We start from the raw sequence: 26,408 nt of genomic DNA, 5'->3' as shown, positions 1-26,408 counted from the left end.
ATGGCCAAGAAGGCGCTGATCATCAAGGCGGCCGCGAAGCCGAAGTTCTCGGTTCGCGCGTACACCCGCTGCCAGCGGTGCGGGCGTCCCAAGGCGGTCTACCGCAAGTTCGGTCTCTGCCGGGTCTGCATCCGGGAGATGGCCCACCGCGGTGAGCTGCCGGGCGTGTCCAAGGCTTCCTGGTAAGGGCGACCGCGTCCCGGCCTTCGGGCCGGGACCCCTTGCACCGATCACGTATTGCTCTTCGCCGTAGGCCCGGGCGCATCGCCTCGGGAACCCCGGCGAGAAAGGCTGACGAAATCCATGACGATGACCGACCCGATCGCAGACATGCTCACGCGTCTGCGTAACGCCAACCAGGCGTACCACGACCGGGTGACGATGCCCTACTCGAAGATCAAGGCGAACATCGCCGAGGTCCTCAAGGCCGAGGGCTACATCGCCACCTGGTCGGTCGAGGAGCCCGAGGAGGGCGCCGTCGGCAAGCGACTGGTCGTCGAGCTGAAGTACGGCCAGAACCGGGAGCGGAGCCTGGCCGGCATCAAGCGAGTGTCCAAGCCCGGTCTGCGGGTTTACGCCAAGTCGGACGGGCTCCCGCGGGTGCTCGGCGGGCTGGGCGTGGCGATCATTTCGACGTCCCAGGGGCTGCTCACCGACCGGCAGGCCCGCAAGCGGAGCGTTGGCGGGGAAGTCCTCGCCTTCGTCTGGTAACGGGAGACAGGTAGAAATGTCGCGTATTGGACGTAAGTCGATCCCGGTGCCAGCCGGCGTCGACATCACGATCGACGGGCAGACCGTCAAGGTCAAGGGCCCGAAGGGCGAGCTCTCGCACACCCTGGCCGAGCCGATCACGATCGACCGGGCCGAGGACGGGCAGCTGAACGTCAACCGCCCGAACGACGAGCGCAAGGCCAAGGAGCTGCACGGCCTCAGCCGTACCCTGGTCGCCAACATGATCGTCGGCGTCACCGAGGGCTACCGCAAGAGCCTGGAGATCGCCGGCACCGGTTACCGCGTGACCGCCAAGGGCCAGGACCTGGAGTTCGCGCTCGGGTTCTCGCACCCGGTGCACGTGGCAGCGCCCGCCGGCATCACCTTCACGGTGGAGAAGCCGACGCTGTTCCACGTGGCCGGCATCGACAAGCAGCTTGTCGGTGAGGTTGCCGCCAACATCCGGAAGATCCGCCCGCCGGAGCCCTACAAGGGCAAGGGCGTGAAGTACCAGGGCGAGGTCATCCGCCGCAAGGCTGGAAAGGCAGGTAAGAAGTGAGCGCCACGCTGCTCAAGCGCCGCCGCGGCGTCGCCGCCAAGCGTGCCGTCGGGCGTGCGCGCCGGCACTTCCGGGTCCGCAAGAACGTCAGCGGCACCGCCGAGCGTCCCCGCCTCGTGGTCACCCGCTCCCTGCGGCACATCGTCGCCCAGATCGTGGACGACACCAAGGGTCACACCCTGGCGTCGGCCTCGACCCTGGACGCCTCGCTGCGCGGCGCGGAGGGCGACAAGAGCGCCCTGGCCGGCAAGGTCGGCGCCCTGCTCGCCGAGCGGGCCAAGGCCGCCGGCGTCTCCAAGGTCGTCTTCGACCGCGGTGGCAACCGGTACGCGGGGCGGGTAGCCGCGCTTGCCGACGCCGCCCGCGAAGCCGGGCTCGAGTTCTAGAAACCCCGTCACGAGAGAGAAGGAAGGCTGCTGATGCCAGGTCAACAGCGCCGTGGCGGCGGGTCCGGTGGCAACGAGGGTGGTCGCCGCGACAACCGCCGTGAGGGCGGCCGCGGAAACGCGCCCGTCGAGAAGACCCCGCACCTCGAGCGGGTCGTCGCGATCAACCGCGTCGCCAAGGTCGTGAAGGGTGGTCGTCGCTTCAGCTTCACCGCCCTGGTGATCGTGGGCGACGGCGACGGCACCGTCGGTGTGGGCTACGGAAAGGCCAAGGAGGTGCCCGCGGCCATCGCCAAGGGCGTCGAGGAGGCCAAGAAGCACTTCTTCAAGGTGCCGCGGATCGCCTCCTCGATCCCGCACCCGGTGACGGGTGAGGCCGCGGCCGGTGTGGTGCTGCTCAAGCCGGCTTCCGCCGGTACGGGTGTCATCGCCGGCGGTCCGGTGCGTGCCGTGCTGGAGTGCGCGGGTATCCACGACGTGCTCTCCAAGAGCCTCGGTTCGTCGAACCCGATCAACATCGTGCACGCCACCGTGGCGGCGCTGAAGGGGCTCGAGTCCCCCGAGGCCGTCGCCGCCCGTCGTGGCCTGCCGGTCGAGGACGTCGCGCCGGCCGCCATGCTGGCGTCGCGGGCGGGGGTGGCTTCCTGATGGCTCGCCTGAAGGTCACCCAGGTCCGGTCCGGGATCGGGACCAAGCAGAACCAGCGTGACTCGCTGCGTTCGCTCGGTCTCAAGCGGATCAACGACGTGGTGGTCAAGGAGGACCGTCCGGAGATCCGCGGCATGATCTTCACGGTCAACCACCTCGTGAAGGTCGAGGAGGTCGAGTAATGACGATCAAGGTCCACCACCTGCGCCCGGCGCCCGGTGCCAAGACCGCGAAGACCCGCGTGGGTCGCGGTGAGGGCTCCAAGGGCAAGACCGCCGGTCGCGGTACCAAGGGTTCCAAGGCCCGCAAGAACATCTCGGCGGCGTTCGAGGGTGGGCAGATGCCCATCCACATGCGCCTGCCGAAGATGAAGGGCTTCAAGAACAAGTTCAAGGTGGTCTTCCAGGTGGTCAACCTGGACCGGCTCGCCGAGCTGTTCCCGAACGGCGGCCAGGTCGGCCCGCTCGAGCTGGTCGAGGCCGGCGCGGTCCGCAAGGGCCACCCGGTCAAGGTCCTCGGCACCGGGGACCTCGGCGGGGTCGCCCTCCAGGTGTCGGCGCACGCGTTCAGCGCGTCGGCCAAGGAGAAGATCACCGCCGCCGGTGGCTCCGTCACCGAGCTGTAAGGGCTGTACGACCATGGCGCCCGCTCAGTTGTCGCAACTGGGCGGGCGCCATGGTCTGCCTGGCACGTGTGCGCCGGGTAACATCGGATTCGGTTTATGTAGCCGGGCACATCTGCCCGGACCGGGATCGGGCTGTTAGAGTCCCTTCCCAGCCATGGATATCGGGCACTCGCCCGGCACCCGACCCGCTCCGCCAGGGATCACCGGCGGCCCGCCTCGCGCAGGAGGAAGAAGTTGCTGTCCGCCTTTCTCAGTGCGTTCCGTACGCCTGACCTGCGCAAGAAGCTGCTGTTCACAGTAGGCATCATCGCGGTCTACCGGCTCGGGGCGACGCTGCCCAGCCCGGGCGTCTCGTACGGCAACGTCCAGAAGTGCATCGACGCCATGGAGAACGGCTCCACGGGCGTGATGAACCTGCTCAACCTCTTCTCCGGCGGCGCGCTGCTGCAGCTCTCGGTCTTCGCGCTGGGCATCATGCCCTACATCACAGCGTCGATCATCCTGCAGCTGCTGACCGTGGTGATCCCGCGGCTGGAGCAGCTCCGCAAGGAGGGCCAGTCCGGCCAGGCGAAGATCACCCAGTACACCCGCTACCTGACCCTGGGCCTGGGTGTCCTCCAGGCGTCGGCGTTCGTGGCGCTGGCCCGCTCCGGGCAGCTCTTCAACAACCAGTGCGACCAGTTCCCGATCATCCCCGAGGGGACCGGAATCCCGGACTGGCTGACGCTGAGCCTCCTGGTCATGACGATGACCGCCGGCACCGGCGTGGTGATGTGGCTCGGTGAGCTGATCACCGACCGGGGCGTCGGCAACGGCATGTCCGTCCTGATCTTCACCTCGATCGCCGCCCGGCTCCCCAGCGAGGGCTGGCAGATCAAGCAGACCGGCGGCTGGGGCAAGTTCCTGCTCGTCATCGCGCTGGTCCTGGTGGTCATCACCGCGGTCACCTTCATCGAGCAGGCGCAGCGCCGGATCCCGGTGCAGTACGCCAAGCGCATGATCGGCCGGCGGATGTACGGCGGCACCTCGACCTACATCCCGCTGAAGGTCAACCAGGCGGGTGTCATCCCGGTCATCTTCGGCTCGTCGCTGCTCTACCTGCCGCAGCTGGCGCTGCAGTTCTTCGACCAGAACAACCCGGGCAAGACCCAGGCGTGGATCCAGAACAACCTGGTCGACCCGACCAGCCCGATCTACATCGCGGTCTACTTCCTGCTGATCATCTTCTTCACGTACTTCTACGTCTCGATCACGTTCAACCCGACCGAGGTCGCGGACAACATGAAGAAGTACGGCGGCTTCGTGCCGGGCATCCGCCCCGGCAAGCCGACCGCCGACTACCTCGACTTCATCCTCAGCCGGATCACGCTGCCGGGCGCCCTCTACCTGGGCATCATCTCGATCCTGCCGAACTTCTTCTTCATCTGGCTGGACAAGCAGCAGTACCTGAACTTCCCGTTCGGCGGCACCGCTGTGCTGATCATGGTTGGCGTCGGTCTGGAGACCACGAAGCAGATCGAGAGCCAACTGATGCAGCGGAACTACGAAGGGTTCCTGCGGTAGATGAGACTCGTTCTGGTTGGCCCGCCGGGTGCGGGCAAGGGCACGCAGGCCGAGTTCATCGCCGCGCACCTCTCGGTCCCGAAGATCTCCACCGGCGACATCTTCCGGTCGAACGTCTCGCAGGGCACCCCGCTCGGCGTCGAGGCGAAGCGCTACATGGACGCCGGCGAGCTGGTGCCCGACGAGGTCACGATCAACATGGTGCGGGACCGGCTCGCCGAGCCGGACGCCTCCGAGGGCTTCCTGCTCGACGGCTTCCCGCGCACCACGCCGCAGGCCGCCGCGCTGGACAAGCTCCTCGCGGACCTGGGCACCGCGCTGGACCTGGTGCTGGAGCTGGTCGTCGACGACGACGAGGTGATCCGGCGGCTCTCCGGTCGGCGCACCTGCCGGGGCTGCGGCAAGATCTGGCACGTCGAGTTCGACGCCACCTCGCGTGAGGGCATCTGCGACCGGTGCGGCGCCGAGCTGTTCCAGCGCGACGACGACAAGCCGGAAACCATCGCCACCCGCCTGCGGGAGTACGCGGACAAGACCGCGCCGCTGGTCGACTACTACGGCGCCCAGGGCAAGCTGGTGGGCATCGACGCCACAGGCCCGGTGGAGGACGTCACCGTCCGCGCCATCGACGCCCTGCGGTCCTACGGCGGCTGACGTCCCGCCGGGCTCCGGCGGATAGAGTGCGAGGAGCGGGGTACGTCCGACGTGCCCCGCTCTTCGGCATCGGCAACGAAAGGTAACGGCTCCATGCGTCGTCCCCAGCTGGACATCCAGCTGAAGACCCCTGACCAGATCGAGAAGATGCGCGCCGCCGGGCTGGTGGTCGCCGCCGCGCTGCGTCGGATGCGGGAGGCGGTCGCCCCCGGGGTCACCACCGCCGACCTGGACGCCATCGCCGAGTCGACCATCCGCGAGGCCGGTGCCGTCCCCTCCTTCAAGGGCTACCACGGCTTTCCCGCGTCGATCTGCTCGTCCGTCAACGAACAGGTCGTGCACGCCATCCCGTCGGCGCAGCAGGTGCTCCGCGACGGCGACCTGATCTCCATCGACTGCGGCGCGGTGCTCGACGGCTGGCACGGCGACGCCGCCATCACCGTCGGCGTGGGCGAGGTCGACCCGGCGCTGCTGAAGATGGCCGCGGTGGCCGAGGACGCCATGTGGGCGGGCATCGCCGCCGCCGCCCGTGGTGCGGCCAGCGGCAAGGGCCGGCTCACCGACATCTCGCACGCCGTGGAGGACGCGGTCCGCAAGGGCGGGCGGTACGGCATCGTCGACGGCTACGGCGGGCACGGCATCGGCACCGAGATGCACCAGGACCCGCACGTGCTCAACCACGGGCGGCCGGGCAAGGGCCCGCGCCTGGTGCCGGGCATGGCGCTGGCGATCGAGCCGATGATCACGATGGGTTCGCCCCGGACGGTCGAGCTCTCCGACGGCTGGACCGTGATCACCCGGGACCGGTCGATGGCGGTGCACGTCGAGCACACGATGGCGCTGCTCCCGGACGGCGTCTGGGTGCTCACCGCGCCGGACGGCGGGCGCGCCCGCCTGGGCGAGCTGGTCACCTCCCGCCAGCCCGCGGACTCGCCGGCCCGCTGAGCCCGCAGCGGCGTCCCGCCGGCCCCGCGTCCCACCCACCCTCCCGCCCGCTGAGGCCCGCGCCGCCCGCCCCAGAGGCCCGCACCGCGACCCGCACCCGGGGTTCGAGGCGCCGGGGCCCTGGGCGCGATTCCGGCCCCGGCTCCCGCCGGCTCGTGTCCGGCCCAGGTGGCGTCCGGCTCCGGGCGGCGCCCGCCCCGGCTCGTCACCGGGTTCCGGTGACGCCCGCCCCGGGTGCCGCCCGGCTCCCGCCCCACCCCGCCTCCGCCCGCCGGGTGCGGTCGCGGCCCGGCGGGAGAGGGCGGGCGTTGGTGGGGCGGTGGCATGCTTGCGGGCATGGAGGGACGCGACGGGATGCGGGCCGCCGACACCGACCGTCAGGCGGTGGCCGAGCGGCTGCGGGTCGCCGTCGACGAGGGCCGGCTGGACCTGCACGAGTACGACGAGCGGTTGCGGCGGGCGTACGCCTCGCGCACGTACGGCGAGCTGGACGTGCTGGTGGCCGACCTGCCGGGGCCGGCGGCTCCGGCGGCGTCGGAGCTCGCCACGCGGCCGGGCGCCGGCCCGCCGACGTCGAAAGGTGTCCGGTCGGCGGCGACCTCGTCGGTGACCGCCCGTTGGCTGGCCGAGGTCTGGCTCCCGTACCTGCGGGTGGTCGCGATCGTGGTGACCGTCTGGGCGGTGACGTCCGTGCTCTCCACGGACCTGCTCTACTTCTGGCCCGTCTGGGTGGCCGGGCCGTGGGGCGGGGTGCTCCTGGTGCGCACGGTCGCCGGCCTCGTCGGCGGGGAGCCGCAACAGCAGGCCGCGCAGCGGGAGCGTCGGCGTGAGCGCCGCCGAGCGAAGCGGGCACGTAAGCGGGAACTGGCCGCCGGCGACGAGCCCCAAGGGCCGGAGCGGGAACTGCCGTCCGCCGGGGATGAGCCCCAACGGTCGGAGCGGGAACTGCCGTCGGCCGGGGATGAGTCCCAACGGTCGGAGCGGCGGGAACTGCCGTCGGTCGGAGATGAGCGTCGGAACCCGGAGCGGGGGCTGCCGGCCGCCCGGCGGGAACGTCCGCGTGGCGGGGCCGACGCCGCGGTCTGAATGGCCCGTTCTGTCCGGTCCGACGCACCGATTCCCGGCCGGTTTGGCGACGGCCCGCAGGCGGGCGTACACTTTCTGATCGGCGCACAGCGTCCACTCCGGCATGCCCACCCTGCGCTTCGGTGGGAGCCGGAGCCGCGGCTGGCGCGGGCAAACCGATCTTGATCGGTGGCCCGTGTAAGACGTTGTGGGCCGTCCGGAGTAACCGACGTCAGGACAGCGGAGGACATGCCGAAAAAAGACGGAGCCATCGAGATCGAGGGTCGGGTCATCGAGCCCCTGCCGAACGCCATGTTCCGGGTGGAGCTCGCGAACGGTCACAAGGTGCTGGCTCACATCAGTGGCAAGATGCGGCAGCACTACATCCGCATCCTGCCGGAGGACCGGGTCGTCGTCGAACTCTCGCCGTACGACCTGACCCGCGGGCGCATCGTCTACCGCTACAAGTAAGCCTGACGGCGGCCGGGACGTCCCCGTGTCCGTCTTCGACGTCCGGTGTCGCGCCTCGGCGCGTCGTCGGGCCAGATGGGAAGTAAGGCAACCGTGAAGGTCAAGCCGAGCGTCAAGAGGATCTGCAACAAGTGCCGGGTCATCCGCCGGCACGGCCGGGTCATGGTCATCTGCACCGACCCGCGCCACAAGCAGCGCCAGGGCTGAACCAGTTCCGGCCGGCCGTGTGACAACGGTCGGTCGAAATCGGTCCGGGCCGCAGATCCAGACACCGAATCACATGCTCGTTCCAGCCGCGAGCGGTGCGCAGCGCGTACCTCATCGTGGTTGACCCCCGGTCGGAGGCCGGGGCCCGCTCGGGCAGCGACCGACCCCGGTCGCCGGCGCACGTCGCCGGAAGGACAGGGGCGGCCGGTAGCGGGGTGGGACGGGTCCACACCTCCGCCACACATCACGAGGAGTACGCCCGCACATGGCACGTCTAGTCGGCGTCGACCTCCCCCGCGAGAAGCGGATGGAGATCGCGCTCACCTACATCTTCGGCGTGGGTCGCACCCGGGCCCTGGAGACGCTCTCTGCCACCGGCATCTCGCCGGACAAGCGCGTCCGGGACCTCACGGACGAGGAGCTGGTCCAGCTCCGCAACCACATCGAGGGCAACTACAAGGTTGAAGGCGACCTGCGCCGCGAGGTCGCCGCTGACATCCGCCGCAAGGTCGAGATCGGCTGCTACGCCGGCATCCGGCACCGCCGGGGCCTGCCCGTGCGTGGCCAGCGGACCAAGACCAACGCGCGGACCCGCAAGGGCCCGAAGCGGACCGTCGCCGGCAAGAAGAAGCCCGGCAAGAAGTAATAGGAGCGCACAGACTTATGCCACCGAAGGCTCGTGCCGGAGCCGCCGTCAAGAAGGTCCGGCGCAAGGAACGCAAGAACGTCGCCCACGGGCAGGCGCACATCAAGAGCACCTTCAACAACACCATCGTGTCCATCACGGACCCGACCGGTGCGGTCATCTCCTGGGCCTCCTCCGGCCAGGTGGGCTTCAAGGGCTCCCGCAAGTCGACCCCGTTCGCCGCGCAGCTGGCCGCCGAGGCCGCCGCGCGTCGGGCGATGGAGCACGGCATGCGCAAGGTCGACGTGTTCGTCAAGGGCCCCGGCTCCGGCCGGGAGACCGCCATCCGTTCGCTGCAGGCCGCCGGTCTCGAGGTCGGACAGATCTCCGACGTCACCCCGCAGCCGCACAACGGGTGCCGTCCGCCCAAGCGTCGTCGGGTCTGAGAGGTAGAGAGAGATGGCTCGTTACACCGGTGCTGACTGCCGCCGTTGCCGGCGGGAGAAGATGAAGCTGTTCCTCAAGGGCAGCAAGTGCGATGGCCCGAAGTGCCCGTTCGAGTCCCGGCCGTTCCCGCCCGGGCAGCACGGCCGCGGCCGCACGAAGGAGACGGAGTACCTGCTTCAGCTCCGTGAGAAGCAGAAGGCCCGCCGCGTCTACGGCGTGCTGGAGAAGCAGTTCCGCGGCTACTACGAAGAGGCCGTGGGCAAGAAGGCCAAGACCGGCGAGGTTCTCCTGCAGATCCTCGAGTCGCGGCTGGACAACGTGGTCTACCGGGCCGGCTACGCCAAGTCCCGGGACATGGCCCGTCAGCTGGTCAAGCACGGTCACTTCACGGTGAACGGCAAGAAGGTCGACATCCCGTCGTACCGCGTCAAGGAGCACGACATCATCGAGGTCCGGGGCAAGAGCAAGGAGCTCACCCCGTTCATCGTGGCGCAGGCCGAGGCCGGCTCGAAGTCGGTTCCGGCGTGGCTGGAGGCTATCCCCAGCCAGATGAAGGTGCTCGTGCACTCGCTCCCGGCCCGTCAGGTCATCGACACGCAGGTCCAGGAGCAGCTGATCGTCGAGCTCTACTCCAAGTAGTCGGAGCTCGTTGCGGTGGCCCGCCCTTCCGGGGCGGGCCACCGGAACAGTTTGTCGTGGGCGTCATATGGCGGGCGCCCCGGAAGAGAAGAGAAGACATGCTCATCAGCCAGCGACCGACTCTCTCCGAGGAGTCGATCAACGAGACCCGGTCCCGGTTCACCATCGAGCCGCTGGAGCCGGGCTTCGGCTACACCCTGGGCAACTCGCTGCGGCGTACGCTGCTGTCGTCGATCCCGGGTGCGGCGGTCACCTCGATCAAGATCGACGGCGTGCTGCACGAGTTCACCACGATCCCCGGTGTCAAGGAGGACGTGGTCGAGCTCGTCATGAACATCAAGGAGCTCTGCGTCAGCTCCGAGCACGACGAGCCGGTCAGCATGTACCTGCGCAAGCAGGGCCCGGGCGACGTGACGGCGGGCGACATCCAGCCGCCGGCCGGCGTCTCGGTGCACAACCCGGACCTGAAGCTCGCCACCCTCAACGGCAAGGGCCGGCTCGACATGGAGCTGACCGTCGAGCGGGGTCGTGGCTACGTCACGGCGGCGCAGAACAAGCAGGCCGGCGCCGAGATCGGCCGGATCCCGGTCGACTCGATCTACTCGCCGGTGCTGAAGGTGACGTACCGCGTCGAGGCGACCCGTGTCGAGCAGCGGACCGACTTCGACCGGCTCATCATCGACGTCGAGACCAAGCCGTCGATGGGCCCGCGCACCGCGCTGGCCTCCGCCGGCTCGACGCTGGTGGAGCTGTTCGGCCTGGCCCGGGAGCTGGACGAGACCGCCGAGGGCATCGACATCGGGCCGTCCCCGCAGGACGCCCAGCTCGCGGCCGACCTGGCGCTGCCGATCGAGGAGCTGGACCTGACCGTCCGCTCCTACAACTGCCTCAAGCGCGAGGGCATCAACTCCGTTGGTGAGCTCATCGGGCGTACCGAGGCCGACCTCCTCGACATCCGCAACTTCGGTCAGAAGTCGATCGACGAGGTCAAGATGAAGCTCGCCGGGATGGGTCTGGGGCTGAAGGACTCGGCCCCGAACTTCGACCCGGCGCACGTCGTGGACGCCTTCGGCGAGGCCGACTACGACACCGACGACTATCGCGAGACCGAGCAGCTCTAGTCCGCGCTGCCGCCACACCTGAGGAGCACCAAGCATGCCCACGCCCACCAAGGGCCCCCGCCTCGGCGGCAGCCCCGCGCACGAGCGGCTCATGCTGGCCAACCTGGCCACTGCGCTGTTCCAGCACGGCAAGATCCAGACCACCGAGACGAAGGCCCGGCGGCTGCGTCCGCTGGCCGAGCAGCTCATCACCAAGGCCAAGCGCGGCGACCTGGCGTCCCGCCGGCGGGTGCTGGGCGTCGTCAAGGACAAGGACGTGGTCTACGCCCTGTTCGACCAGATCGCGCCCCGGTTCGCCAACCGCAACGGTGGCTACACCCGGATCGTGAAGACCGGTCCCCGCAAGGGTGACGCCGCCCCGATGGCGATCATCGAGCTGGTCGAGGAGCTTCAGGTCGCCGAGCCGAAGGCGAACAAGAAGACCGCCGCCCGCAAGGCCGCGCAGCAGGACAAGGTCGAGGCGCTCGCCCCGGCCGACGAGGCCCCGAAGTCGAACTCGGGCGACCAGGACGCCGAGCCGCCCGTGTCGGCGTCCGGCGACACCGCCGCCGCCCGCGAGGACAGCGACGAGGCCGGCGAGAACGACAAGGCCTGATCCAGGCCACCGTCGGGCCCGGCACCCCTTCGTGGGGTGCCGGGCCCGACCCCGTGAGGCGGAGGTACGAGTGGACGAGCGCACCCGGCTGCGGCTGGACGTCGCGTACGACGGGTCGGGCTTCTCCGGCTGGGCCGCCCAGCCGACGCGGCGCACGGTCGCCGGGGTGCTCGTGGAGGCCCTCGACCTGGTGCTCGGCGCGGGCACGGCGACCGGGCTGACCGTGGCGGGCCGCACCGACGCGGGGGTGCACGCCGCCGGGCAGGTCTGCCACGTCGACCTGCCGACCGCCGTGTGGCGGGAGCACGAGGGGCGGCTGCTGCGCCGGCTGGCCCGGCTGCTCCCCACCGACGTCCGGGTGCGCGCGATGGCCGAGGTGCCGGCGGACTTCGACGCCCGGTTCTCGGCCACCTTCCGCCGCTACGAGTACCGCGTCACCGACGCGCCCTGGGGCGCCGAGCCGCTGCGCCGGCACGAGATCCTGGCCTGGCCGAAGCCGCTGGACCTGGCCGCGCTGAACGCCGCCGCGGCGGGGCTGGTGGGGGAGCACGACTTCGCCGCGTACTGCCGGCGCAAGGAGAACGCCACCACGCTGCGCGAGGTGACCCGGCTGGACTGGCGGCGGGACCCGGACGGGATCCTCGTGGCCACCGTGCAGGCCGACGCGTTCTGCCAGGCGATGGTGCGCAGCCTCGTCGGCGCGATGCTGGTCGCCGGGGACGGGCGTCGGCCGGTCGAGTGGCCGGGCAGCCTGCTGGCCCACCGGGAACGCTCCAGCGAGGTGACCGTGGCGCCGGCGCACGGGCTCACCCTGGTCACCGTCGGCTACCCCGAGGACCCGGCCGAGTACGCCCGCCGCGCCGAGGCGACCCGCCGGCTGCGCGTACCCGTGGAGGGCTGACCGTCCGGGGCTCGCCTCGCCGGCTGCCGGATCGGCGGACCGGGCTCGCCTCGCCGGCTGCCGGCAGTCGGCCGCCGGAGCGGGGGACCGGCGGTCCGGGGGCGGGGCCGGGGTGGTCGCCCAGCGGGGGGCCGCGCGCCCGTCCGCCGCAGAGCATCATCGACCGTCAGGGGAGTGGAAGCCGTGCAGGAACCTCGCCGTGGCCGGGACCTCGGCATCGTCGTCGGGACGCTGCCGACGGGACCGCTGAACGCCGTCACCGACGTGCCCGGCGTACGGGTGGGCCACACCACGTTGGTCGACGGGGACAGCATCCGGAGCGGGGTGACGGCGATCGTCCCGGACCAGCTGACCGACCGCCGGTCGCTGCCGGCGGGGCTGTTCGTGGGCAACGGGCACGGCAAGATGGTCGGTTCGACCCAGGTAGCCGAGCTGGGCGAGATCGAGACCCCCGTGGTGCTGACCGCGACGCTGTCGACGTTCCGGGCGGCGGACGCGCTGGTCACCTACATGCTCCGCCAGCCGGGCCGGGAAGCGGTCGAGTCGCTGAACCCGGTGGTGGCGGAGACCAACGACGGGTTCCTGTCCGACATCCGGGCGCGGCCGGTGCGGGCGGAGCACGTCCTCGGCGCCTTGGCGGAGGCCCGCGGCGGGCTGCCCGCGGAGGGCGCGGTCGGCGCCGGTACGGGCACCGCGGCCCTCGGTTTCAAGGCCGGCATCGGGACGTCCTCGCGGCTCGCCACGACGTCCCGCGGCACGGTCACCGTCGGTGTGCTGGTGCAGGCCAACTTCTCGGGCGTGCTGCGGGTGTGCGGGGTGCCGATCCGGCCCGAGCAGGTGGGCGTGCCGACCCCGCCGCCCCCGGGCCGGCCCGAGCAGCCGGGGAACTCCTGCGTGATCGTGGTCGCCACGGACGGGCGGCTCGACGCGCGGCAGTTGGGTCGTGTCGCCCGCCGGGCCATCTTCGCCATGGCACTGGTCGGTTCGGACTTCGCCGGCGGCAGCGGCGACTACGCCCTGGCGTTCTCCACCGCCGACCCGCGGACACCGACGGTGCCGGAGTCCGACCTGGAGCCGGTCTTCGCGGCGGTGCTGGAGGCCGTGGAGGAGGCGCTGCTGAACTCGCTGTTCATGGCGCGCACCACCGTCGGCGTCAAGGGGCGGGTCAGGTACGCGGTCCCGCACGACCGGATGCTCGACCTGCTACGGGAGCACCGGGTCGCACTCCGGGCGTGAGAGGCCGGTGGCGACACGCGAAACGGGTGCGCGGCCGTGGCCCACGCACCCGTCCCCGTCGCGATCCGGTCACTCGCCCCCGTCCTGGGTGCCGGTGTCGCCCGCGCCCTCGTCGGTCGGCTGGCCGGCCGTACCGCCGTCCGCCCGGCGCTCCAGCACGCCCCGGTTGAGGTGCAGCTCGATCGTGTCGAAGAGGATCTCCCGGGCCTTCGTGTCGCCGGACCTGATGCTCTCCCCGTCACTGCGGACGACCACCGCGTACGCGAGGTAGTGGCCGCGCACCTGCCAGCCGACGCGGGCCGGCGCGGTGGCGATCGCCGCGCTGTCCGCGTCGGCCGCCATGCCCCGGAACCGGCCCTCCCGCTCGTCGAGCAGCAGCCGGATCCGGTCCCGGGCGCGCTCGGCGTTGGCCCGGTCGGTCAGGTTGAACAACCCGGTGGTGACGAGGTGGTCGCCGTCGGGCGTCCGCAGCGTGGCCCGGACCACCTGGGTGCAGCCGAGGCGGACCAGCAGGTCGGCGACCTCGCCGGTGGCGGCCACCGCGCAGCTGGCGCTGGACTGGCTCTTCAACACCCGGTAGGCGGGCTCCCCGTCGGCGACGACGAGCTGCTTGCCGGGGAAGAGCTCCTTGGCGGTCAGCGGCGCCTGGTCGGTCTCCCGGGAGTCGAGGGCCTGCGCCTCGACCTCGGCGGACCCGGGCTGGGCGGTGGGGGTGGCCTGTGGGGTCCTGTCGCGCTCGGCCAGCAGGGCGGCGGCGCCGAGGCCGCAGAGCGCGAGCAGCGCGAGGACGGCCGCGCCGCCGACCACGACCTGCCACAGCCGACCGCCGCCACCGCGCGGCGACCGCCCGGCCGGCAGGGGCGGCTCGACCGGCGACAGCGGCTGGACCGGCGGGGGCGGCTCGACCGGCGGCAGGGGGGCCGGGGGCTGCTCCTCGGCGGGCGCGCGCAGCTGGGCGGGCGGCGGCGACACCTGCGCCGCGGCGCGGACCGGCGCCGGCGCGGCGGAGGGCAGCGCGACCGTGTTGGCGCGGGGCAGCGACGGCGTCGGGAAGCGGGAGGGGGAGGGGCCGGCCGGGGGAGGCGGACCGGCACCGAGCACCGACCGGTCGGACCCGGGCTCCGGGTACTCCATGAATGCGTCCTCATCGGACTCGTACCGATACACCATGTCGCCCAGAGTAGGAGGCATTGTCCCTTTAGGCGTGAATAATGGGAAATTGGCGCGGGGTCGTTCCGCCTCGTGTTGCGCACCCGCGCCGCCGCGCCGGGCCCCGTGCCGCCGGGCCGCGGACGCTGTGCCGCCGCGCCGGGTCCTGTGCTGCCGGGCCACGGCCGCTGTGCTGCCGGGCGGGCCCTGTGCCGCCGTGCCGGGCCCGCGGCGTCGTGCCGGGCGGCGGTGCGAGAATTGCCGGCGTGACCGGCGAACACTACTTCACCGCTGAACCCACGACCGCCGCCAACCCGCGCGAGGTCGAGTTCTCCGTCGCCGGCCGCGACTACGCCCTGGCCTCCTCCGCCGGCGTCTTCTCCGCCGCCCGCCTCGACCCCGGCACGGCGGTGCTGCTGCGCAAGGCCGACCTGCCGTCCGCCGGGACCACCGGTGCCCTGCTCGACCTTGGCTGCGGCTTCGGGCCGATCACCTGCGTGCTCGCCAACTCGGCGCCCTCGGCCACCGTGTGGGCCGTCGACGTCAACGAACGGGCCCGGGAACTCACCGCGGCCAACGCCGCGCGGGTCGGCGCGGCCGACCGGGTACGCGTCGCCGCGCCGGACGACGTACCCGCCGACCTGTCCTTCGCCCAGCTCTGGTCCAACCCCCCGATCCACGTCGGCAAGGACGAACTGCACGGGATCCTGCTGCGCTGGCTGCCCCGGCTCGCCCCGGACGGCGTCGCCTGGCTGGTGGTGGCCCGCTACCTCGGCGGGGACTCGTTGCAGCGCTGGCTGGTCGAGCAGGGCTGGCAGGTGGGGCGGCACGCCAGCCAGAAGGGCTACCGGGTGCTGCGGGTCACCCGGTAAATGGTTGGGCCGTCGGGCCCGTGCTCGGGCAGGATGCCGACGTGGGATACGTGGACGTGGCAGCGGTCGGGCACATCCTTCCCGACGGTCGGGAGCTCTTCGCCGACGTGTCGTTCCGGGTCGGGGAGGGCGCCAAGGTGGCCCTGGTCGGGCCCAACGGCGCCGGCAAGACGACGCTGCTGCGGATGGTCGCCGGCGACCTGCCGGTGAAGACCGGCGCGGTCGCGCGCTCCGGCGGGCTGGGCGTGATGCGCCAGTTCATCGGGATGATCGGCGACGAGTCCACGCTGGCCGACCTGGCCCTGTCGCTGGCCCCGCCGGCGCTGCGCGACGCCGGCCGCCGCCTGGTCGAGACCGAGGGGGCCATGCGCGCCGCCGAGGTCCGCGGCAAGTACAGCACCGCCGCCGGCAAGGCCCAGCTGGCGTACGCGGACGCGCTCGCGGCCTGGGGCGAGGTCGGCGGCTACGACGCCGAGGTGCTCTTCGACACGGTCGCCACCATCGTGCTCGGCCTGCCCTGGGACAGCGCCCGGGAACGGCCCGTCCGGACGCTCTCCGGCGGCCAGCAGAAGCGCTTCGCCCTCGAGCTGCTGCTCCGCGGCCCCGACGAGGTGCTGCTCCTCGACGAGCCGGACAACTTCCTCGACGTGCCGGGCAAGCGCTGGCTGGAGGGGCGGCTGCGCGAGTCCGGCAAGTCGGTGCTCTACGTCTCGCACGACCGGGAGCTGCTCGCCCACACCGCCGACCGGGTGGTCGCCGTGGAGGGTGGCAGCGCGTGGGTGCACCCGGGCGGCTTCGCGAGCTGGCACGAGGCTCGGGTGGCCCGGCACGCGCGCCTCGACGAGCTGCGCAAGCGGTGGGACGAGGAGCACCAGAAGCTGCGCGAGCTGATGCTGATGTACAAGCAGAAGGCCGCGTACAACGACGGGATGGCGTCGCGCTACCAGGCGGCGCAGACCCGGCTGCGCAAGTTCGAGGAGGCCGGGCCGCCGCCCGTACCGCCGAAGGACCAGGACATCCGGATGAAACTGACCGGTGGGCGGACCGGCAAGCGCGCGGTGGTCTGCGAGCAGCTGGAGCTCGACGGCCTGACCTTCCCATTCGACCTGGAGATCTGGTACGGCGACCGGGTCGCGGTGCTCGGCGCCAACGGCACGGGGAAGTCGCACTTCCTGCGGCTGCTGGCCCGGGGCGGCACCGACCCCGACCCCGCCAACGGCCCGGTCGACGGCGCCCTCGCGCTCGCGCCGGTGGCCCACGACGGGGTGGCCCGGCTCGGCGCGCGGGTGCGCCCGGGGCACTTCTCGCAGACCCACGACCGGCCGGAGCTGATGGGGAAGACCCTCGTCGAGATCCTCTGGCGGGGCGACGAGCACCGGGCCGGCATGGACCGGCACGCCGCGATGGCGGCGCTGAGCCGGTACGAGCTGGCGGGGCAGGGCGACCAGCGCTTCGGCACCCTCTCGGGCGGTCAGCAGGCACGCTTCCTGGTGCTGCTGCTGGAGCTGTCCGGCGCGACGTTGCTGCTGCTCGACGAGCCCACCGACAACCTCGACCTGGCGTCGGCGGAGGCGCTGGAGGCCGGGCTGACCGCGTTCGAGGGGACCGTGGTGGCGGTGACCCACGACCGCTGGTTCACCCGCTCCTTCGACCGGTTCGTGCTCTTCCGGGGCGACAACGAGGTGGTGGAGACCCCGGAGCCGGTCTGGGACGTGGCGTGATCCCCGCCGGCCTGGCCGACCGCCTCTGCACGGTCGGCGGGGTCGTCGCCGTCGCCCTCGGCGGCAGCCGGGCCCGGGGCGAGCACCGGCCCGACTCCGACTGGGACCTCGGCCTCTACACCCGCTCGGTTTCTATTCGTCCGCGTACGCCGGCGAGGTGGCGCTCTGCCGGGTGCTCGGCGACCCGACCGGTGAGCTGACCGCGTTGCGCGAGGAGACCCGCGCGTACCCGCCGGCCCTGGCCGACGCCCTGACGGCCGGCGGGTGGGAGGCCCGGTTCCTGGTCGACGGCGCGGCCAAGGCGGTCGCGGCCGGCGACGGCGGGTACGTGGCCGGCTGCCTGTTCCGGGCGGTCGGCGTACTCGCCCAGGTGCTGCACGCCCGGGCCGGACGGTGGCTGGTCAACGAGAAGGGCACGCTCGCCGCCGCCGGGCGGCTGCCGGGCGCGCCACCCGACTTCGCCCGGCGGGCGCAGGAGCTGCTCGGCGCGGTCGGACACACGCCGGACGAGCTGGCCGGCACGCTCGCCGCCGCCCGGCGGCTCGTCGCCGACGTGCTCGACTGACCGTTCGCGACGTACGCCGGATGGGCTTCGTGGTCTGCGGGGCCTGGTTCGGCTTCGCGGTCCGTGCGTGTGGTGGGCTTCGTGGTCCACGGCGTGGCGCGGCCGGGCGGCATAGGGTGGATCTCGTGACTGAGATGACCTACCGCCGGTTGGGCGACTCCGGGCTCGTGGTGTCCGTGGTCGGCATCGGCTGCAACAACTTCGGCCGCAAGCTCGACCTCGACGGCACCCGGGCGGTGGTCGACGCCGCGCTCGACGCCGGAATCAACTTCTTCGACACCGCCGACATCTACGGCGAGCCGCAGGGCGGCTCCGAGGAACTGCTGGGCCAGGCGCTCAAGGGCCGGCGCGACGACGTGGTGGTGGCCACCAAGTTCGGCATGGACATGAACGGCATGAACGGCCCCGACTTCGGCGCCCGGGGCGCGCGTCGCTACATCGCCCGGGCGGTCGAGGCGTCGCTGCGCCGCCTCGGCACCGACCACATCGACCTGTACCAGATGCACGAGCCCGACCCGGGCACCCCGATCGACGAGACGCTCGCCGTGCTCGACGACCTCGTCCGCGCCGGCAAGGTCCGCTACCTGGGCAACTCCAACTTCGCCGGCTGGCAGATCGCCGACGCGGACTGGGTGGCGTCGTCGAACGGCCGGTCCCGGTTCATCAGCGCCCAGAACCACTACAGCCTGCTGGAGCGCGGCGTCGAGGCCGAGGTGGTGCCGGCGTGCGAGCGGTTCGGCCTCGGGCTGCTGCCGTTCTTCCCGCTGGCCAACGGGCTGCTCACCGGCAAGTACAAGCGCAACGAGGCCCCGCCGGCCGGCAGCCGCCTCGCCGGTGGCGGCCGGTACGCCCAGCGACTCGCCGCCGCCGACTGGGACACCATCGAGGCGATCGAGGCGTACGCCGCCGAGCGGGGCCTGTCGATGCTCCAGGTGGCGATCGGCGGGCTGGCCGCCCAGCCGGCGGTGACCTCGGTGATCGCCGGCGCCACCACGCCCGAGCAGGTACGCGCCAACGCGGAGGCGGGCACCTGGCAGCCCACCGACGAGGACCTGGACGCCCTGCGCGCTGTCCTCTGACGAGGGTGCGCCCGGCGGGCTATGTCCCGTTCGGGGCAGGGCCCCGGCTTCCACGGGTGGAACGCCAGGTACGTTTCCCACACCGGGAGGCAGCCCTGGTGTTCCACCCGTCCGGTCGGCCTTCCGCGGGTGGTCGTCCGTGGATGCGTGTCGGGCGGACTGGCCGCCGCGTCACCTGCCGGCGCGTTCATGCAGAGCGGCGGTGACCAGGCGTACCGTCCGGGTCCGGTACCGGAGCACGTCGTCGGCGGTGAAGCGGAGGACGACCCAGCCGGCCGCGCGTAACGCGTTCAGCCGGGCGACGTCCTGCCGGAAGTGGGCGCGCTCGCGGTGGTGGTCGCCGTCGTACTCGACCGCGACGCGCAGCTCCGGCCACGCCAGGTCGACCCGACCGACGAACCGTCCCGTGGCGTCGCGCACGTCGTGCTGTGCCGTGGGTGGGGGGAGCCCGGCGTCGAGCAGGAGCAGCCGCAACCGGCTCTCCATCGGAGATTCACTCAGGGGCTCGGCCAGCGCCAGCACCTCCCGCAGCAGCGGCAGTCCGGGCCAGCGGGGTTGAGCGTCGGCGTACGCCCGCAGGGCCGGCAGCTTGACCACCCGGCGGTGCAGCAATGCGTCGACGGCGACCAAGGCCTCGGCGCGCGGTCTCTGCCGTCCGAGGTCGAACGCCGTCCGCAGCGGTGTGGTGACCGGTAGGCCACCGAAGCTGGTCAGGTCGCTTTCCGGCAGCGTCGAACGGGTGACGGAAAGCCGCGGGTGCGGCCGCAGCCTTGCCGACCGCGGCAGTAGGACGCTGACCGGCGCATCCCGGACCAGCAGGTCGACGCCCCACAGGTACGCGGCGCTCGCCCCGGCGATGGCGGCACCGGCGGGCAGGAGCAGGGCGGCCGCGTCGCACCAGAGCCGATGATCGGATGCGCTCTGAGCGTTCCGGTGCACGTATACGTCGGGGAAGAGGCGTTGCCAGGTCGACCCGCGCAGCATGGCGCGGGTCAGCAGCCCTTCGGCGACGGCGGTGCTGCCCCGGAACGGCAGGAAGGCGAGCCGGGGCGGTACCCGGGCGGCGGAGGGCATCCGGACAGCATGGCGTGACGGTACGGTCACGCGCCGCCCCGGCCGTCGGGATCGGGCGGTCGGTGTGAAATCCGCATCCCGACCTTGGCGGATCCGGCGATCCGTCGTACGGTGACACCCGCAAGTGACCCACGGGAGCCCGGTGGACCGGGCTGAGAGGGGGGCTGTGAGCCCCCGACCGTCGAACCTGATCCGGGTAATGCCGGCGCAGGGAGGAGTGTTGCCGTGCCGTCCCTCGGGCGACTGCATCTCATCACCGACACCCGACCCGGGCGGGATCCGCTCGCCGTGCTGCGGGCCGCCCTTCCGGTGGCCCGCGCGGAACTGGTCGTGCAGGTCCGGGTGACCGACGACGCCACCGACCGGGAGGCGTACGACCTGGCCCGCCGGGCGGTCGCGCTCTGCGGCCGGTACGACGCCACCTGCCTGGTGAACGACCGGCTGCACGTGGCGCTGGCCGTGGGCGCCGCCGGTGGGCACGTCGGCGCGGACGACCTGCCCGTCGGCGCGGCCCGCCGGGTGCTCGGCGCGACCGCCGTGCTCGGCGCCACCGCGCGCGATCCGGGGACGGCCGCCGAGGCGGTCGCCGCCGGGGCCAGCTACCTGGGCGTGGGCCCCTGCCACGCCACCAGCACCAAGGCGGGGCTGCCGGCGCCGATCGGCCCGGCGGGGGTACGCGCCGTCGCCGACGCCGTGGACGTGCCGGTCGTCGCGATCGGCGGGGTGACCGCCGCCAGGGTGCCCGCGCTGGTGGCCGCGGGGGCGTACGGGGTGGCGGTGGTGGGGGCGCTATCCGGGGCGGCCGACCCGGCCCGGGCGACGGCGGAGCTGCTGGGAGCGCTGGGGTGCTGACCCGACCGGACGTCGCCGTGGTGGGGGCGGGACCGGTCGGGCTGGCGATCGCCTGGCGCTGCGCGGCGCGCGGGCTCCGGGTCGTCGTGCACGACCCCGCCCCGGGCTCCGGCGCGTCCCACGTCGCCGCCGGGATGCTCGCGCCGGTCGCCGAGGCGTACTTCGGCGAGCACGAGCTGACCGGGCTGCTGACCGCCTCCGCCGCCCGCTGGCCGGCGTTCGCCGCCGAACTGACCGCCGCCAGCGGTGTGGACGTCGGCTACCGGACCGAGGGCACGCTGATGGTCGGGCTCACCGCCGACGACCTGGCCGAGGCGCGCCGGCTGTGGGCGTACCAGCAGGGGATCGGACTGCCGGTGACGCCGCTGCGCCCCTCGGCGCTGCGGGACCGCGAGCCGGCGCTGGCGCCCCGGGTGCGCGGCGGCGCGCTCGCCGCCACCGACCACCAGGTCGACCCGCGCCGGCTCGTGCCCGCGCTGCGCACGGCCGCCGAGCGGGCCGGCGCCACGCTGGTCCCCGCCGCCGTGCGCACCCTGTCCGACGTGGACGCCGGGGTCACGGTGGTCGCGGCCGGCTGCGGCGCGGCGGCCCTGACGGGGCTGCCGGTGCGGCCGGTGAAGGGGCAGGTGGTCCGGCTCCGCGCGCCCGGCGGCGGCGCGCCGGGCTTCCGGCACGTCGTCCGGGGGTACGCCGACGGCGAGCACGTCTACCTCGTCCCCCGCGCGGACGGGGAGGTGGTGGTGGGTGCGACCGTCGAGGAGCGCTCCGACACCGACGTCTCCGCCGGGGCGGTGCTGCGCCTGCTCCGCGCCGCCGTCGACCTGCTGCCCGAGCTGGCCGAGTACGACCTGGTCGAGACCCTCGCCGGCCTGCGCCCCGGCACCCCCGACAATGCCCCCATCCTCGGCCCGCTGCCCGGCCGGCCCGGCGTGCTCGCCGCGACCGGGCACCACCGGCACGGCATCGTGCTCACCCCGGTCACCGCCGACCTGATCGCCGACCTGGTCGGCACGGGTGTGGCGGACCCGATGCTCGCCCCCTTCACCCCGGCCCGCTTCGCGCCGGCCGCGACCGCCGGACCCACCGCCCGCCCGCCCGCATCCGAGAAGGAGCACACGTGGAACTGACCGTGAACGGCGCCGGGCGCAGCCTGCCCGGCGGCTCGACCGTGGCGGACCTGGTCCGCGCGGTCACCGACCAGCAGCGCGGCCTCGCCGTCGCGGTCAACGGGGAGGTGGTGCCGCGTACGGGCTGGCCGGCGACCCCGCTGCGCGACGGCGACCGCGTCGAGGTGCTCAGCGCCGCCCAGGGCGGGTGACGCGGTGAGCTTCGACCTGGGGGGCGTGCGCCTCACGTCCCGGCTGATCCTCGGCACCGGCGGCGCGGCCAACCTGCGCGTGCTGGAGGACGCGATCCGCGCCTCCGGCACCGAACTGGTCACCCTGGCCCTGCGCCGGGTCGACACCGCCCCCGGCACCGCCGGCGGGCTGCTGGACCTGCTGGACCGCTGCGGCGTGAAGCTGCTGCCGAACACCGCCGGCTGCTACACGGCGGGCGAAGCGGTCAAGGTGGCGCACCTGGCCCGGGAGGCGTTCGGCACGGACTGGGTGAAGCTGGAGGTGATCGGCGACGAGCGCACGCTGCTGCCCGACGGGGTGGAGCTGCTGCGCGCCGCCGAGGAACTCGTCGCGGACGGGTTCGTCGTGCTGCCGTACACGTCGGACGATCCGATCCTGGCACGCCGGCTGGCCGACGTCGGCTGCGCCGCGGTGATGCCGGCGGGCGCGCCGATCGGCTCCGGCCTGGGCGTGTCGAACCCGCACCACATCCGGCTGATCCGGCAGGGCGTCGACGTGCCGGTGATCCTGGACGCCGGCATCGGCACCGCCTCGGACGCCGCGCTGGCCATGGAGCTGGGCTGCGACGCGGTGCTGCTCGCCAGCGCGGTCACCCGCGCCGCCGACCCGGTGGCGATGGCGACGGCGATGCGGTACGCGGTCGAGGCGGGCCGGCTCGCGTACCGGGCGGGCCGGATCGCGCGGCGCTTCCACGCGCTCGCCTCCACCCCGGACGAGGGGCGGCCCGACCTGTGACCGGGCCCGCTCTCGCTTCTGCGGATCTTGGTACGAGAGGGCCCCTCCAGGGGCCGTTTCCCACCAAGATCTCGGGCGGGCCGGCCGGCGTCCTGCTGCTGACCGATCGGCGGCAGGCTCGACGGCCGCTGGTCGACGTCGTTGCCGGGGCGGTGGCCGGGGGAGTGCGGTGGGTGGTGCTGCGGGAGAAGGACCTGCCCCGGGCCGAGCGCGCCGCCCTCGCCGTCGAGCTGCGCGCGATCCTCGCCGAGGCGGGCGGCACCCTCATCGTCGCCGGCCCCGACCCGCTCGGCGGCGACGCCGTCCACCTGCCCGCCGCCGGCCCGTACCCGCCGCCGAGGCTCGGCCTGGTGGGCCGCTCCTGCCACGACCGGGCGGAGCTGGCCAGGCTCACCACGGAGGACTACGCCACCCTCTCGCCCGTCTACCCGACCAGCACCAAACCCGGCTACGGCCCGCCGCTGCGCCCCGACGGGCTCAGCGCGCTGATCCCGGTCAGCCCCGTGCCGGTCCTGGCGCTCGGCGGAGTGGAAACCCCGGAGCAGGTGCACGCCTGCGTCGAGGCGGGTGCCGTGGGAGTGGCGGTGCTGGGTGCCGTCATGCGCGCCGACGACCCCGAGGAGGCAGCCGCCACCCTCACCGCAGCCGCAGGAGGGGAGCAGTGACCCCGACGACCGTGCTCACCATCGCCGGGTCGGACTCCGGCGCGGGCGCCGGCATCCAGGCCGACCTGAAGGTCTTCGCGGCCCTCGGCGCGTACGGCACCAGCGTGCTCACCGCGGTCACCGCGCAGAACACGAGGGGCGTCGACGCCGTCCTGCCGCTGCCGCCGCGCACGGTCACCGAGCAGCTCGACAGCGTGCTCGCCGACTTCACCGTCCGCGCCGTCAAGACGGGCATGCTCGGCACCCCGGCGGTCGCCGACGTGGTGGCCGCCGCCGCGAAGGACGGCCGGCTGCCGCACCTCGTCGTCGACCCGGTGCTCGTCGCCACCAGCGGGCACCGGCTGGGCGTGGTCGCCGCCGTCGAGCGGCTGCTGCCGTACGCGCAGGTGGCGACGCCGAACTGCGCGGAGGCCGCGGCCATCACCGGACGGCCGGTGACGACGGTCGAGGAGATGGTCGCCGCCGCCGAGGCGCTCGCGGCGGGCGGCCCGGCGCACGTCGTGGTGACCGGCGGCGACGTGGACGCCGACGGCGAGGCGGTCGACGTGCTGCACGGCGGCGGCGTCACCACCCTGCTGCGCGCGCCCCGGGTCGACACCCGGCACAACCACGGCACCGGCTGCTCGTTCTCGGCGGCGATCGCCGTCCGGCTGGCGCTCGGCGACCCGGTGCCGACGGCGGTCGCCGCCGCCAAGGAGTACGTCCTCCGCGCGCTGACCGGCGCGCGGGGCTGGGAGCTGGGCGCGGGACGCGGCCCGCTGGACCACTTCGGCTGGTCCGCTTGATCACCAGGGAGGCTGTCATGCAGGCACGTCGCAAGGTGTACGTGGAGGGGTCCCGGCCGGACGTGCGGGTGCCGTTCGCCGAGGTGGAACTGACCGGTGACAACCCGCCGCTGCGGCTCTACGACACCTCCGGACCCGGCTCCGACCCGGAGGTCGGGCTGCCGCCGCTGCGCGGAGCGTGGATCGCCGAGCGCGGCGACGTCGCCCCGGTGCGGGGCGCGGGCACCCCGCTCGCCGGCGCCGACGGCCGGCGCCCCACCCAGCTCGCGTACGCGCGGGCCGGCGTGGTGACCCCGGAGATGGAGTTCGTGGCGATCCGGGAGGGCATGGCGCCCGAGTTCGTCCGGGACGAGATCGCCGCCGGGCGGGCTGTGCTGCCGCTCAACGTCAACCACCCCGAGTGCGAGCCGGCGATCATCGGCAAGGCGTTCCTGGTGAAGGTGAACGCCAACATCGGCACCTCGGCGGTCAGCTCGTCGGTCGCCGAGGAGGTGGAGAAGCTGACCTGGGCCACCCGGTGGGGCGCGGACACGGTGATGGACCTGTCGACCGGCAGGCGGATCCACGAGACGCGCGAGGCGATCGTCCGGAACTCGCCCGTGCCGATCGGCACCGTGCCGATCTACCAGGCGCTGGAGAAGGTCGGCGGCGACCCGGTGAAGCTGAGCTGGGAGGTGTTCCGGGAGACCGTCGTCGAGCAGGCCGAGCAGGGCGTCGACTACATGACGGTGCACGCCGGGGTGCTGCTGCCGTACGTGCCGCTGGCGGTGGACCGGGTGACCGGGATCGTGTCGCGGGGCGGCTCGATCATGGCGGCCTGGTGCCTGGCGCACCACGAGGAGAACTTCCTCTACACGAACTTCGCCGAGCTGTGCGAGATCCTGGCCCGCTACGACGTGACGTTCTCGCTCGGGGACGGGCTGCGCCCCGGCTCGATCGCGGACGCCAACGACGAGGCGCAGTTCGCCGAGCTGCGCACCCTGGGCGAGCTGACGAAGGTCGCCTGGGAGCACGACGTGCAGGTGATGATCGAAGGGCCCGGCCACGTGCCGATGCACAAGATCAAGGAGAACGTGGACCTCCAGCAGGAGTGGTGCCACGAGGCGCCGTTCTACACCCTCGGCCCGCTGACCACGGACATCGCCCCCGCGTACGACCACATCACGTCGGCGATCGGCGCCGCGATGATCGGCATGTTCGGCACCGCCATGCTCTGCTACGTGACTCCGAAGGAGCACCTGGGGCTGCCGGACCGCGACGACGTGAAGGCCGGCGTGATCGCGTACAAGATCGCGGCCCATGCGGCGGACCTGGCCAAGGGACACCCCGGCGCGCAGGCGTGGGACGACGCGCTCTCCAAGGCCCGGTTCGAGTTCCGCTGGGAGGATCAGTTCAACCTCTCGCTGGACCCGGAGACCGCGCGGTCGTACCACGACGCGACGCTGCCGGCGGCACCGGCGAAGACCGCGCACTTCTGCTCGATGTGCGGCCCGAAGTTCTGCTCCATGAAGATCACCCAGGAGCTGAAGGAGTACGCGGCGCGCGGCATGCGGGACAAGTCGGAGGAGTTCCTCTCCTCGGGCGGCCGGGTCTACCTGCCGCTCGCCTGAGCCCGCCGCGGCTGCCCGCCGGGGAGACGGGCGTCCGCCCCGCTTCGGGCGCCGGCCCGGGGCGGGTCGGTCGTCCCGGGTGGGTCAGTCGCGGTGGTGTCGGCCGGTGGAGCGCAACGACCGCCGGCCGCTCTCCTGCTCGGGCTCGTTGTCCGGGACCGGCTTGCTCAGCCCGGTGACCCAGTCCACGTACTCCTCTTCCTGCGCCGGCAGCGGCTCGGTCTCCCGGTCGGCCGGGGCGGCGTCCTCGGCCGACCGGGACCGGTTGCGGCGGAACAGGCCCAGCCGGCCCCGGCCCCGCCCGGCGGGCTGCTCGGCCTCGGCGGGCGACGCGGATCCGGGCGGTGACGCCTCGGCCCCGGCGGCGGGGGCGCCGTTCGCCGGCGCGGCGTCGACGGACGCCGGGGCGGGGCCGCTCCGGCGCGCGGTGGCGAGGGCCTCCCAGTTCGCGGCCCGGGCCAGGTCGGGCATCGGGGCCCGGTGGCGGGGCCGGGGCGCCGACTCGGGCGCGGGATCCGTGGCCGGCTGCGCCGCCTCGGCGGCGG

At 73.0% G+C, this 26,408-nt stretch carries 33 protein-coding genes, 2 pseudogenes and 1 riboswitch; of the genes and pseudogenes, 32 read left to right on the top strand and 3 right to left on the bottom strand.

Annotated features, from left to right (window positions below; genetic code table 11):
• The 20 genes and pseudogenes from AB0G08_RS24920 to AB0G08_RS24825 all read left to right on the top strand — a co-directional run bounded on the left by AB0G08_RS24920 (nt 1) and on the right by AB0G08_RS24825 (nt 13,398).
• Entirely contained in the window at nt 1-186 is a 186-nt protein-coding gene (locus tag AB0G08_RS24920; RefSeq protein ID WP_007465272.1) for a type Z 30S ribosomal protein S14, read from the top strand.
• A 117-nt stretch (nt 187-303) separates the two neighbouring features.
• Nucleotides 304-711 (top strand): 30S ribosomal protein S8, encoded by a 408-nt coding sequence (gene rpsH / locus AB0G08_RS24915; RefSeq protein ID WP_013288624.1) that lies wholly within the window; start codon nt 304-306, stop codon nt 709-711.
• A 16-nt stretch (nt 712-727) separates the two neighbouring features.
• On the top strand, nt 728-1,270 hold the full coding sequence (gene rplF, locus AB0G08_RS24910) for a 50S ribosomal protein L6 (protein WP_121399887.1): 543 nt from the start codon (nt 728-730) through the stop codon (nt 1,268-1,270).
• A gap of 8 nt (nt 1,271-1,278) precedes the next feature.
• A complete protein-coding gene (gene rplR, locus AB0G08_RS24905; protein ID WP_172894548.1) occupies nt 1,279-1,656 on the top strand; it encodes a 50S ribosomal protein L18 in 378 nt (125 codons plus the stop codon).
• Nucleotides 1,657-1,689: 33 nt separating this feature from the next.
• A complete protein-coding gene (gene rpsE, locus AB0G08_RS24900; RefSeq protein ID WP_007073019.1) occupies nt 1,690-2,304 on the top strand; it encodes a 30S ribosomal protein S5 in 615 nt (204 codons plus the stop codon).
• Complete coding sequence (gene rpmD, locus AB0G08_RS24895) at nt 2,304-2,486, top strand: 50S ribosomal protein L30 (protein ID WP_074314584.1); 183 nt, start codon at nt 2,304-2,306, stop codon at nt 2,484-2,486. The genes rpsE and rpmD overlap by 1 nt, the downstream gene beginning before the upstream one ends.
• Complete coding sequence (rplO, locus tag AB0G08_RS24890) at nt 2,486-2,929, top strand: 50S ribosomal protein L15 (protein ID WP_121399885.1); 444 nt, start codon at nt 2,486-2,488, stop codon at nt 2,927-2,929. Before rpmD ends, rplO begins: the two co-directional genes overlap by 1 nt.
• Before the next feature lie 234 nt (nt 2,930-3,163).
• Nucleotides 3,164-4,492 carry a preprotein translocase subunit SecY gene (gene secY / locus AB0G08_RS24885; protein ID WP_132230908.1) on the top strand — a complete coding sequence of 443 codons (1,329 nt, stop codon included), beginning with the start codon at nt 3,164-3,166 and terminating at the stop codon, nt 4,490-4,492.
• Nucleotides 4,493-5,146, top strand: coding sequence for an adenylate kinase (locus AB0G08_RS24880; RefSeq protein ID WP_091627746.1), 654 nt, complete (start codon nt 4,493-4,495; stop codon nt 5,144-5,146). It begins immediately after the preceding gene.
• A 93-nt stretch (nt 5,147-5,239) separates the two neighbouring features.
• Nucleotides 5,240-6,091 carry a type I methionyl aminopeptidase gene (gene map, locus AB0G08_RS24875; RefSeq protein WP_357872470.1) on the top strand — a complete coding sequence of 284 codons (852 nt, stop codon included), beginning with the start codon at nt 5,240-5,242 and terminating at the stop codon, nt 6,089-6,091.
• Between the two features lie 336 nt (nt 6,092-6,427).
• Nucleotides 6,428-6,937: pseudogene (locus tag AB0G08_RS24870) on the top strand (DUF1707 domain-containing protein); the annotation flags it as partial.
• A gap of 468 nt (nt 6,938-7,405) precedes the next feature.
• Complete coding sequence (gene infA, locus AB0G08_RS24865) at nt 7,406-7,627, top strand: translation initiation factor IF-1 (RefSeq protein ID WP_007073013.1); 222 nt, start codon at nt 7,406-7,408, stop codon at nt 7,625-7,627.
• Nucleotides 7,628-7,720: 93 nt separating this feature from the next.
• Complete coding sequence (gene rpmJ / locus AB0G08_RS24860) at nt 7,721-7,834, top strand: 50S ribosomal protein L36 (RefSeq protein ID WP_012184307.1); 114 nt, start codon at nt 7,721-7,723, stop codon at nt 7,832-7,834.
• A 265-nt stretch (nt 7,835-8,099) separates the two neighbouring features.
• The gene (gene rpsM / locus AB0G08_RS24855; RefSeq protein ID WP_088998365.1) at nt 8,100-8,480 is read left to right on the top strand and encodes a 30S ribosomal protein S13; all 381 of its coding nucleotides are present in this window, start codon (nt 8,100-8,102) and stop codon (nt 8,478-8,480) included.
• 17 nt (nt 8,481-8,497) lie between these two features.
• Nucleotides 8,498-8,905, top strand: a complete 408-nt coding sequence (gene rpsK, locus AB0G08_RS24850; RefSeq protein WP_014440747.1) for a 30S ribosomal protein S11 — start codon at nt 8,498-8,500, stop codon at nt 8,903-8,905.
• Nucleotides 8,906-8,918: 13 nt separating this feature from the next.
• Nucleotides 8,919-9,545 (top strand): 30S ribosomal protein S4, encoded by a 627-nt coding sequence (gene rpsD, locus AB0G08_RS24845; RefSeq protein ID WP_088998366.1) that lies wholly within the window; start codon nt 8,919-8,921, stop codon nt 9,543-9,545.
• Between the two features lie 98 nt (nt 9,546-9,643).
• Complete coding sequence (locus AB0G08_RS24840) at nt 9,644-10,666, top strand: DNA-directed RNA polymerase subunit alpha (RefSeq protein ID WP_013735931.1); 1,023 nt, start codon at nt 9,644-9,646, stop codon at nt 10,664-10,666.
• A 34-nt stretch (nt 10,667-10,700) separates the two neighbouring features.
• Nucleotides 10,701-11,261, top strand: coding sequence for a 50S ribosomal protein L17 (gene rplQ, locus AB0G08_RS24835; RefSeq protein WP_358091962.1), 561 nt, complete (start codon nt 10,701-10,703; stop codon nt 11,259-11,261).
• Nucleotides 11,262-11,331: 70 nt separating this feature from the next.
• Complete coding sequence (gene truA / locus AB0G08_RS24830; protein WP_358091960.1) at nt 11,332-12,162, top strand: tRNA pseudouridine(38-40) synthase TruA; 831 nt, start codon at nt 11,332-11,334, stop codon at nt 12,160-12,162.
• Nucleotides 12,163-12,345: 183 nt separating this feature from the next.
• A complete protein-coding gene (locus tag AB0G08_RS24825; protein ID WP_358091958.1) occupies nt 12,346-13,398 on the top strand; it encodes a P1 family peptidase in 1,053 nt (350 codons plus the stop codon).
• 69 nt (nt 13,399-13,467) lie between these two features.
• Here the strand turns inward: AB0G08_RS24825 and AB0G08_RS24820 are convergent, their stop codons facing one another.
• Complete coding sequence (locus AB0G08_RS24820; RefSeq protein WP_358091956.1) at nt 13,468-14,568, bottom strand: hypothetical protein; 1,101 nt, start codon at nt 14,566-14,568, stop codon at nt 13,468-13,470.
• 245 nt (nt 14,569-14,813) lie between these two features.
• Here AB0G08_RS24820 and AB0G08_RS24815 point away from each other — a divergent pair, with 245 nt between their 5' ends.
• The 5 genes from AB0G08_RS24815 to AB0G08_RS24795 all read left to right on the top strand — a co-directional run bounded on the left by AB0G08_RS24815 (nt 14,814) and on the right by AB0G08_RS24795 (nt 18,784).
• Nucleotides 14,814-15,419, top strand: a complete 606-nt coding sequence (locus AB0G08_RS24815) for a methyltransferase (RefSeq protein ID WP_358091954.1) — start codon at nt 14,814-14,816, stop codon at nt 15,417-15,419.
• Nucleotides 15,420-15,460: 41 nt separating this feature from the next.
• Entirely contained in the window at nt 15,461-17,140 is a 1,680-nt protein-coding gene (locus AB0G08_RS24810; protein ID WP_358091952.1) for an ATP-binding cassette domain-containing protein, read from the top strand.
• Nucleotides 17,137-17,340, top strand: a complete 204-nt coding sequence (locus tag AB0G08_RS24805; protein WP_358091950.1) for a nucleotidyltransferase domain-containing protein — start codon at nt 17,137-17,139, stop codon at nt 17,338-17,340. The genes AB0G08_RS24810 and AB0G08_RS24805 overlap by 4 nt, the downstream gene beginning before the upstream one ends.
• A complete protein-coding gene (locus tag AB0G08_RS24800) occupies nt 17,298-17,705 on the top strand; it encodes a hypothetical protein (protein ID WP_358091948.1) in 408 nt (135 codons plus the stop codon). The genes AB0G08_RS24805 and AB0G08_RS24800 overlap by 43 nt, the downstream gene beginning before the upstream one ends.
• Nucleotides 17,706-17,821: 116 nt before the next feature.
• Nucleotides 17,822-18,784, top strand: coding sequence for an aldo/keto reductase (locus AB0G08_RS24795; RefSeq protein WP_358091946.1), 963 nt, complete (start codon nt 17,822-17,824; stop codon nt 18,782-18,784).
• A 171-nt stretch (nt 18,785-18,955) separates the two neighbouring features.
• Here AB0G08_RS24795 and AB0G08_RS24790 read toward each other — a convergent pair whose 3' ends face one another.
• Nucleotides 18,956-19,858 (bottom strand): DUF559 domain-containing protein, encoded by a 903-nt coding sequence (locus AB0G08_RS24790; RefSeq protein ID WP_358091944.1) that lies wholly within the window; start codon nt 19,856-19,858, stop codon nt 18,956-18,958.
• A 122-nt stretch (nt 19,859-19,980) separates the two neighbouring features.
• Nucleotides 19,981-20,089, top strand: a riboswitch (TPP riboswitch).
• On the opposite strand from AB0G08_RS24790, the gene thiE reads away from it, so the two are divergent.
• From thiE to thiC, 7 genes are all read left to right on the top strand, one after another.
• Nucleotides 20,084-20,710 (top strand): thiamine phosphate synthase, encoded by a 627-nt coding sequence (thiE, locus tag AB0G08_RS24785; protein ID WP_358091942.1) that lies wholly within the window; start codon nt 20,084-20,086, stop codon nt 20,708-20,710. It overlaps the preceding riboswitch by 6 nt.
• Entirely contained in the window at nt 20,704-21,837 is a 1,134-nt protein-coding gene (gene thiO / locus AB0G08_RS24780) for a glycine oxidase ThiO (protein ID WP_358091940.1), read from the top strand. Before thiE ends, thiO begins: the two co-directional genes overlap by 7 nt.
• Entirely contained in the window at nt 21,828-22,028 is a 201-nt protein-coding gene (gene thiS, locus AB0G08_RS24775; protein ID WP_358091938.1) for a sulfur carrier protein ThiS, read from the top strand. The genes thiO and thiS overlap by 10 nt, the downstream gene beginning before the upstream one ends.
• A gap of 4 nt (nt 22,029-22,032) precedes the next feature.
• Nucleotides 22,033-22,803, top strand: a complete 771-nt coding sequence (locus tag AB0G08_RS24770; RefSeq protein ID WP_357880864.1) for a thiazole synthase — start codon at nt 22,033-22,035, stop codon at nt 22,801-22,803.
• A gap of 68 nt (nt 22,804-22,871) precedes the next feature.
• A complete protein-coding gene (locus AB0G08_RS24765) occupies nt 22,872-23,468 on the top strand; it encodes a thiamine phosphate synthase (RefSeq protein WP_358091975.1) in 597 nt (198 codons plus the stop codon).
• On the top strand, nt 23,465-24,253 hold the full coding sequence (thiD, locus tag AB0G08_RS24760) for a bifunctional hydroxymethylpyrimidine kinase/phosphomethylpyrimidine kinase (RefSeq protein WP_358091936.1): 789 nt from the start codon (nt 23,465-23,467) through the stop codon (nt 24,251-24,253). Before AB0G08_RS24765 ends, thiD begins: the two co-directional genes overlap by 4 nt.
• A 17-nt stretch (nt 24,254-24,270) precedes the next feature.
• Nucleotides 24,271-25,863 carry a phosphomethylpyrimidine synthase ThiC gene (gene thiC / locus AB0G08_RS24755; protein ID WP_358091934.1) on the top strand — a complete coding sequence of 531 codons (1,593 nt, stop codon included), beginning with the start codon at nt 24,271-24,273 and terminating at the stop codon, nt 25,861-25,863.
• Nucleotides 25,864-25,947: 84 nt separating this feature from the next.
• Here the strand turns inward: thiC and AB0G08_RS24750 are convergent.
• Nucleotides 25,948-26,408 (bottom strand): annotated as a pseudogene (locus AB0G08_RS24750) (hypothetical protein); the annotation flags it as partial.

The organism is Micromonospora sp. NPDC023644 (genome assembly GCF_040640115.1).
In the GTDB taxonomy this organism is placed as follows: domain Bacteria; phylum Actinomycetota; class Actinomycetes; order Mycobacteriales; family Micromonosporaceae; genus Micromonospora.
Note: the sequence above shows the minus strand (reverse complement) of the source record. Positions and strands in the feature narration are given on the sequence as shown.

What these genes read in the sequence shown, in the direction of transcription:
- AB0G08_RS24920 (WP_007465272.1), top strand. Translation starts at nt 1, where the DNA reads ATGGCCAAGAAGGCGCTGATCATCAAGGCGGCCGCGAAGCCGAAGTTC.
- rpsE (WP_007073019.1), top strand. Translation starts at nt 1,690, where the DNA reads ATGCCAGGTCAACAGCGCCGTGGCGGCGGGTCCGGTGGCAACGAGGGT.
- rpsK (WP_014440747.1), top strand. Translation starts at nt 8,498, where the DNA reads ATGCCACCGAAGGCTCGTGCCGGAGCCGCCGTCAAGAAGGTCCGGCGC.
- map (WP_357872470.1), top strand. Translation starts at nt 5,240, where the DNA reads ATGCGTCGTCCCCAGCTGGACATCCAGCTGAAGACCCCTGACCAGATC.
- rplF (WP_121399887.1), top strand. Translation starts at nt 728, where the DNA reads ATGTCGCGTATTGGACGTAAGTCGATCCCGGTGCCAGCCGGCGTCGAC.
- rpsH (WP_013288624.1), top strand. Translation starts at nt 304, where the DNA reads ATGACGATGACCGACCCGATCGCAGACATGCTCACGCGTCTGCGTAAC.
- AB0G08_RS24880 (WP_091627746.1), top strand. Translation starts at nt 4,493, where the DNA reads ATGAGACTCGTTCTGGTTGGCCCGCCGGGTGCGGGCAAGGGCACGCAG.
- AB0G08_RS24820 (WP_358091956.1), bottom strand. Translation starts at nt 14,568, where the DNA reads ATGGTGTATCGGTACGAGTCCGATGAGGACGCATTCATGGAGTACCCG.
- rplQ (WP_358091962.1), top strand. Translation starts at nt 10,701, where the DNA reads ATGCCCACGCCCACCAAGGGCCCCCGCCTCGGCGGCAGCCCCGCGCAC.
- rpsM (WP_088998365.1), top strand. Translation starts at nt 8,100, where the DNA reads ATGGCACGTCTAGTCGGCGTCGACCTCCCCCGCGAGAAGCGGATGGAG.
- AB0G08_RS24840 (WP_013735931.1), top strand. Translation starts at nt 9,644, where the DNA reads ATGCTCATCAGCCAGCGACCGACTCTCTCCGAGGAGTCGATCAACGAG.
- AB0G08_RS24790 (WP_358091944.1), bottom strand. Translation starts at nt 19,858, where the DNA reads ATGCCCTCCGCCGCCCGGGTACCGCCCCGGCTCGCCTTCCTGCCGTTC.
- rplO (WP_121399885.1), top strand. Translation starts at nt 2,486, where the DNA reads ATGACGATCAAGGTCCACCACCTGCGCCCGGCGCCCGGTGCCAAGACC.
- thiC (WP_358091934.1), top strand. Translation starts at nt 24,271, where the DNA reads ATGCAGGCACGTCGCAAGGTGTACGTGGAGGGGTCCCGGCCGGACGTG.
- infA (WP_007073013.1), top strand. Translation starts at nt 7,406, where the DNA reads ATGCCGAAAAAAGACGGAGCCATCGAGATCGAGGGTCGGGTCATCGAG.
- rpsD (WP_088998366.1), top strand. Translation starts at nt 8,919, where the DNA reads ATGGCTCGTTACACCGGTGCTGACTGCCGCCGTTGCCGGCGGGAGAAG.
- rpmD (WP_074314584.1), top strand. Translation starts at nt 2,304, where the DNA reads ATGGCTCGCCTGAAGGTCACCCAGGTCCGGTCCGGGATCGGGACCAAG.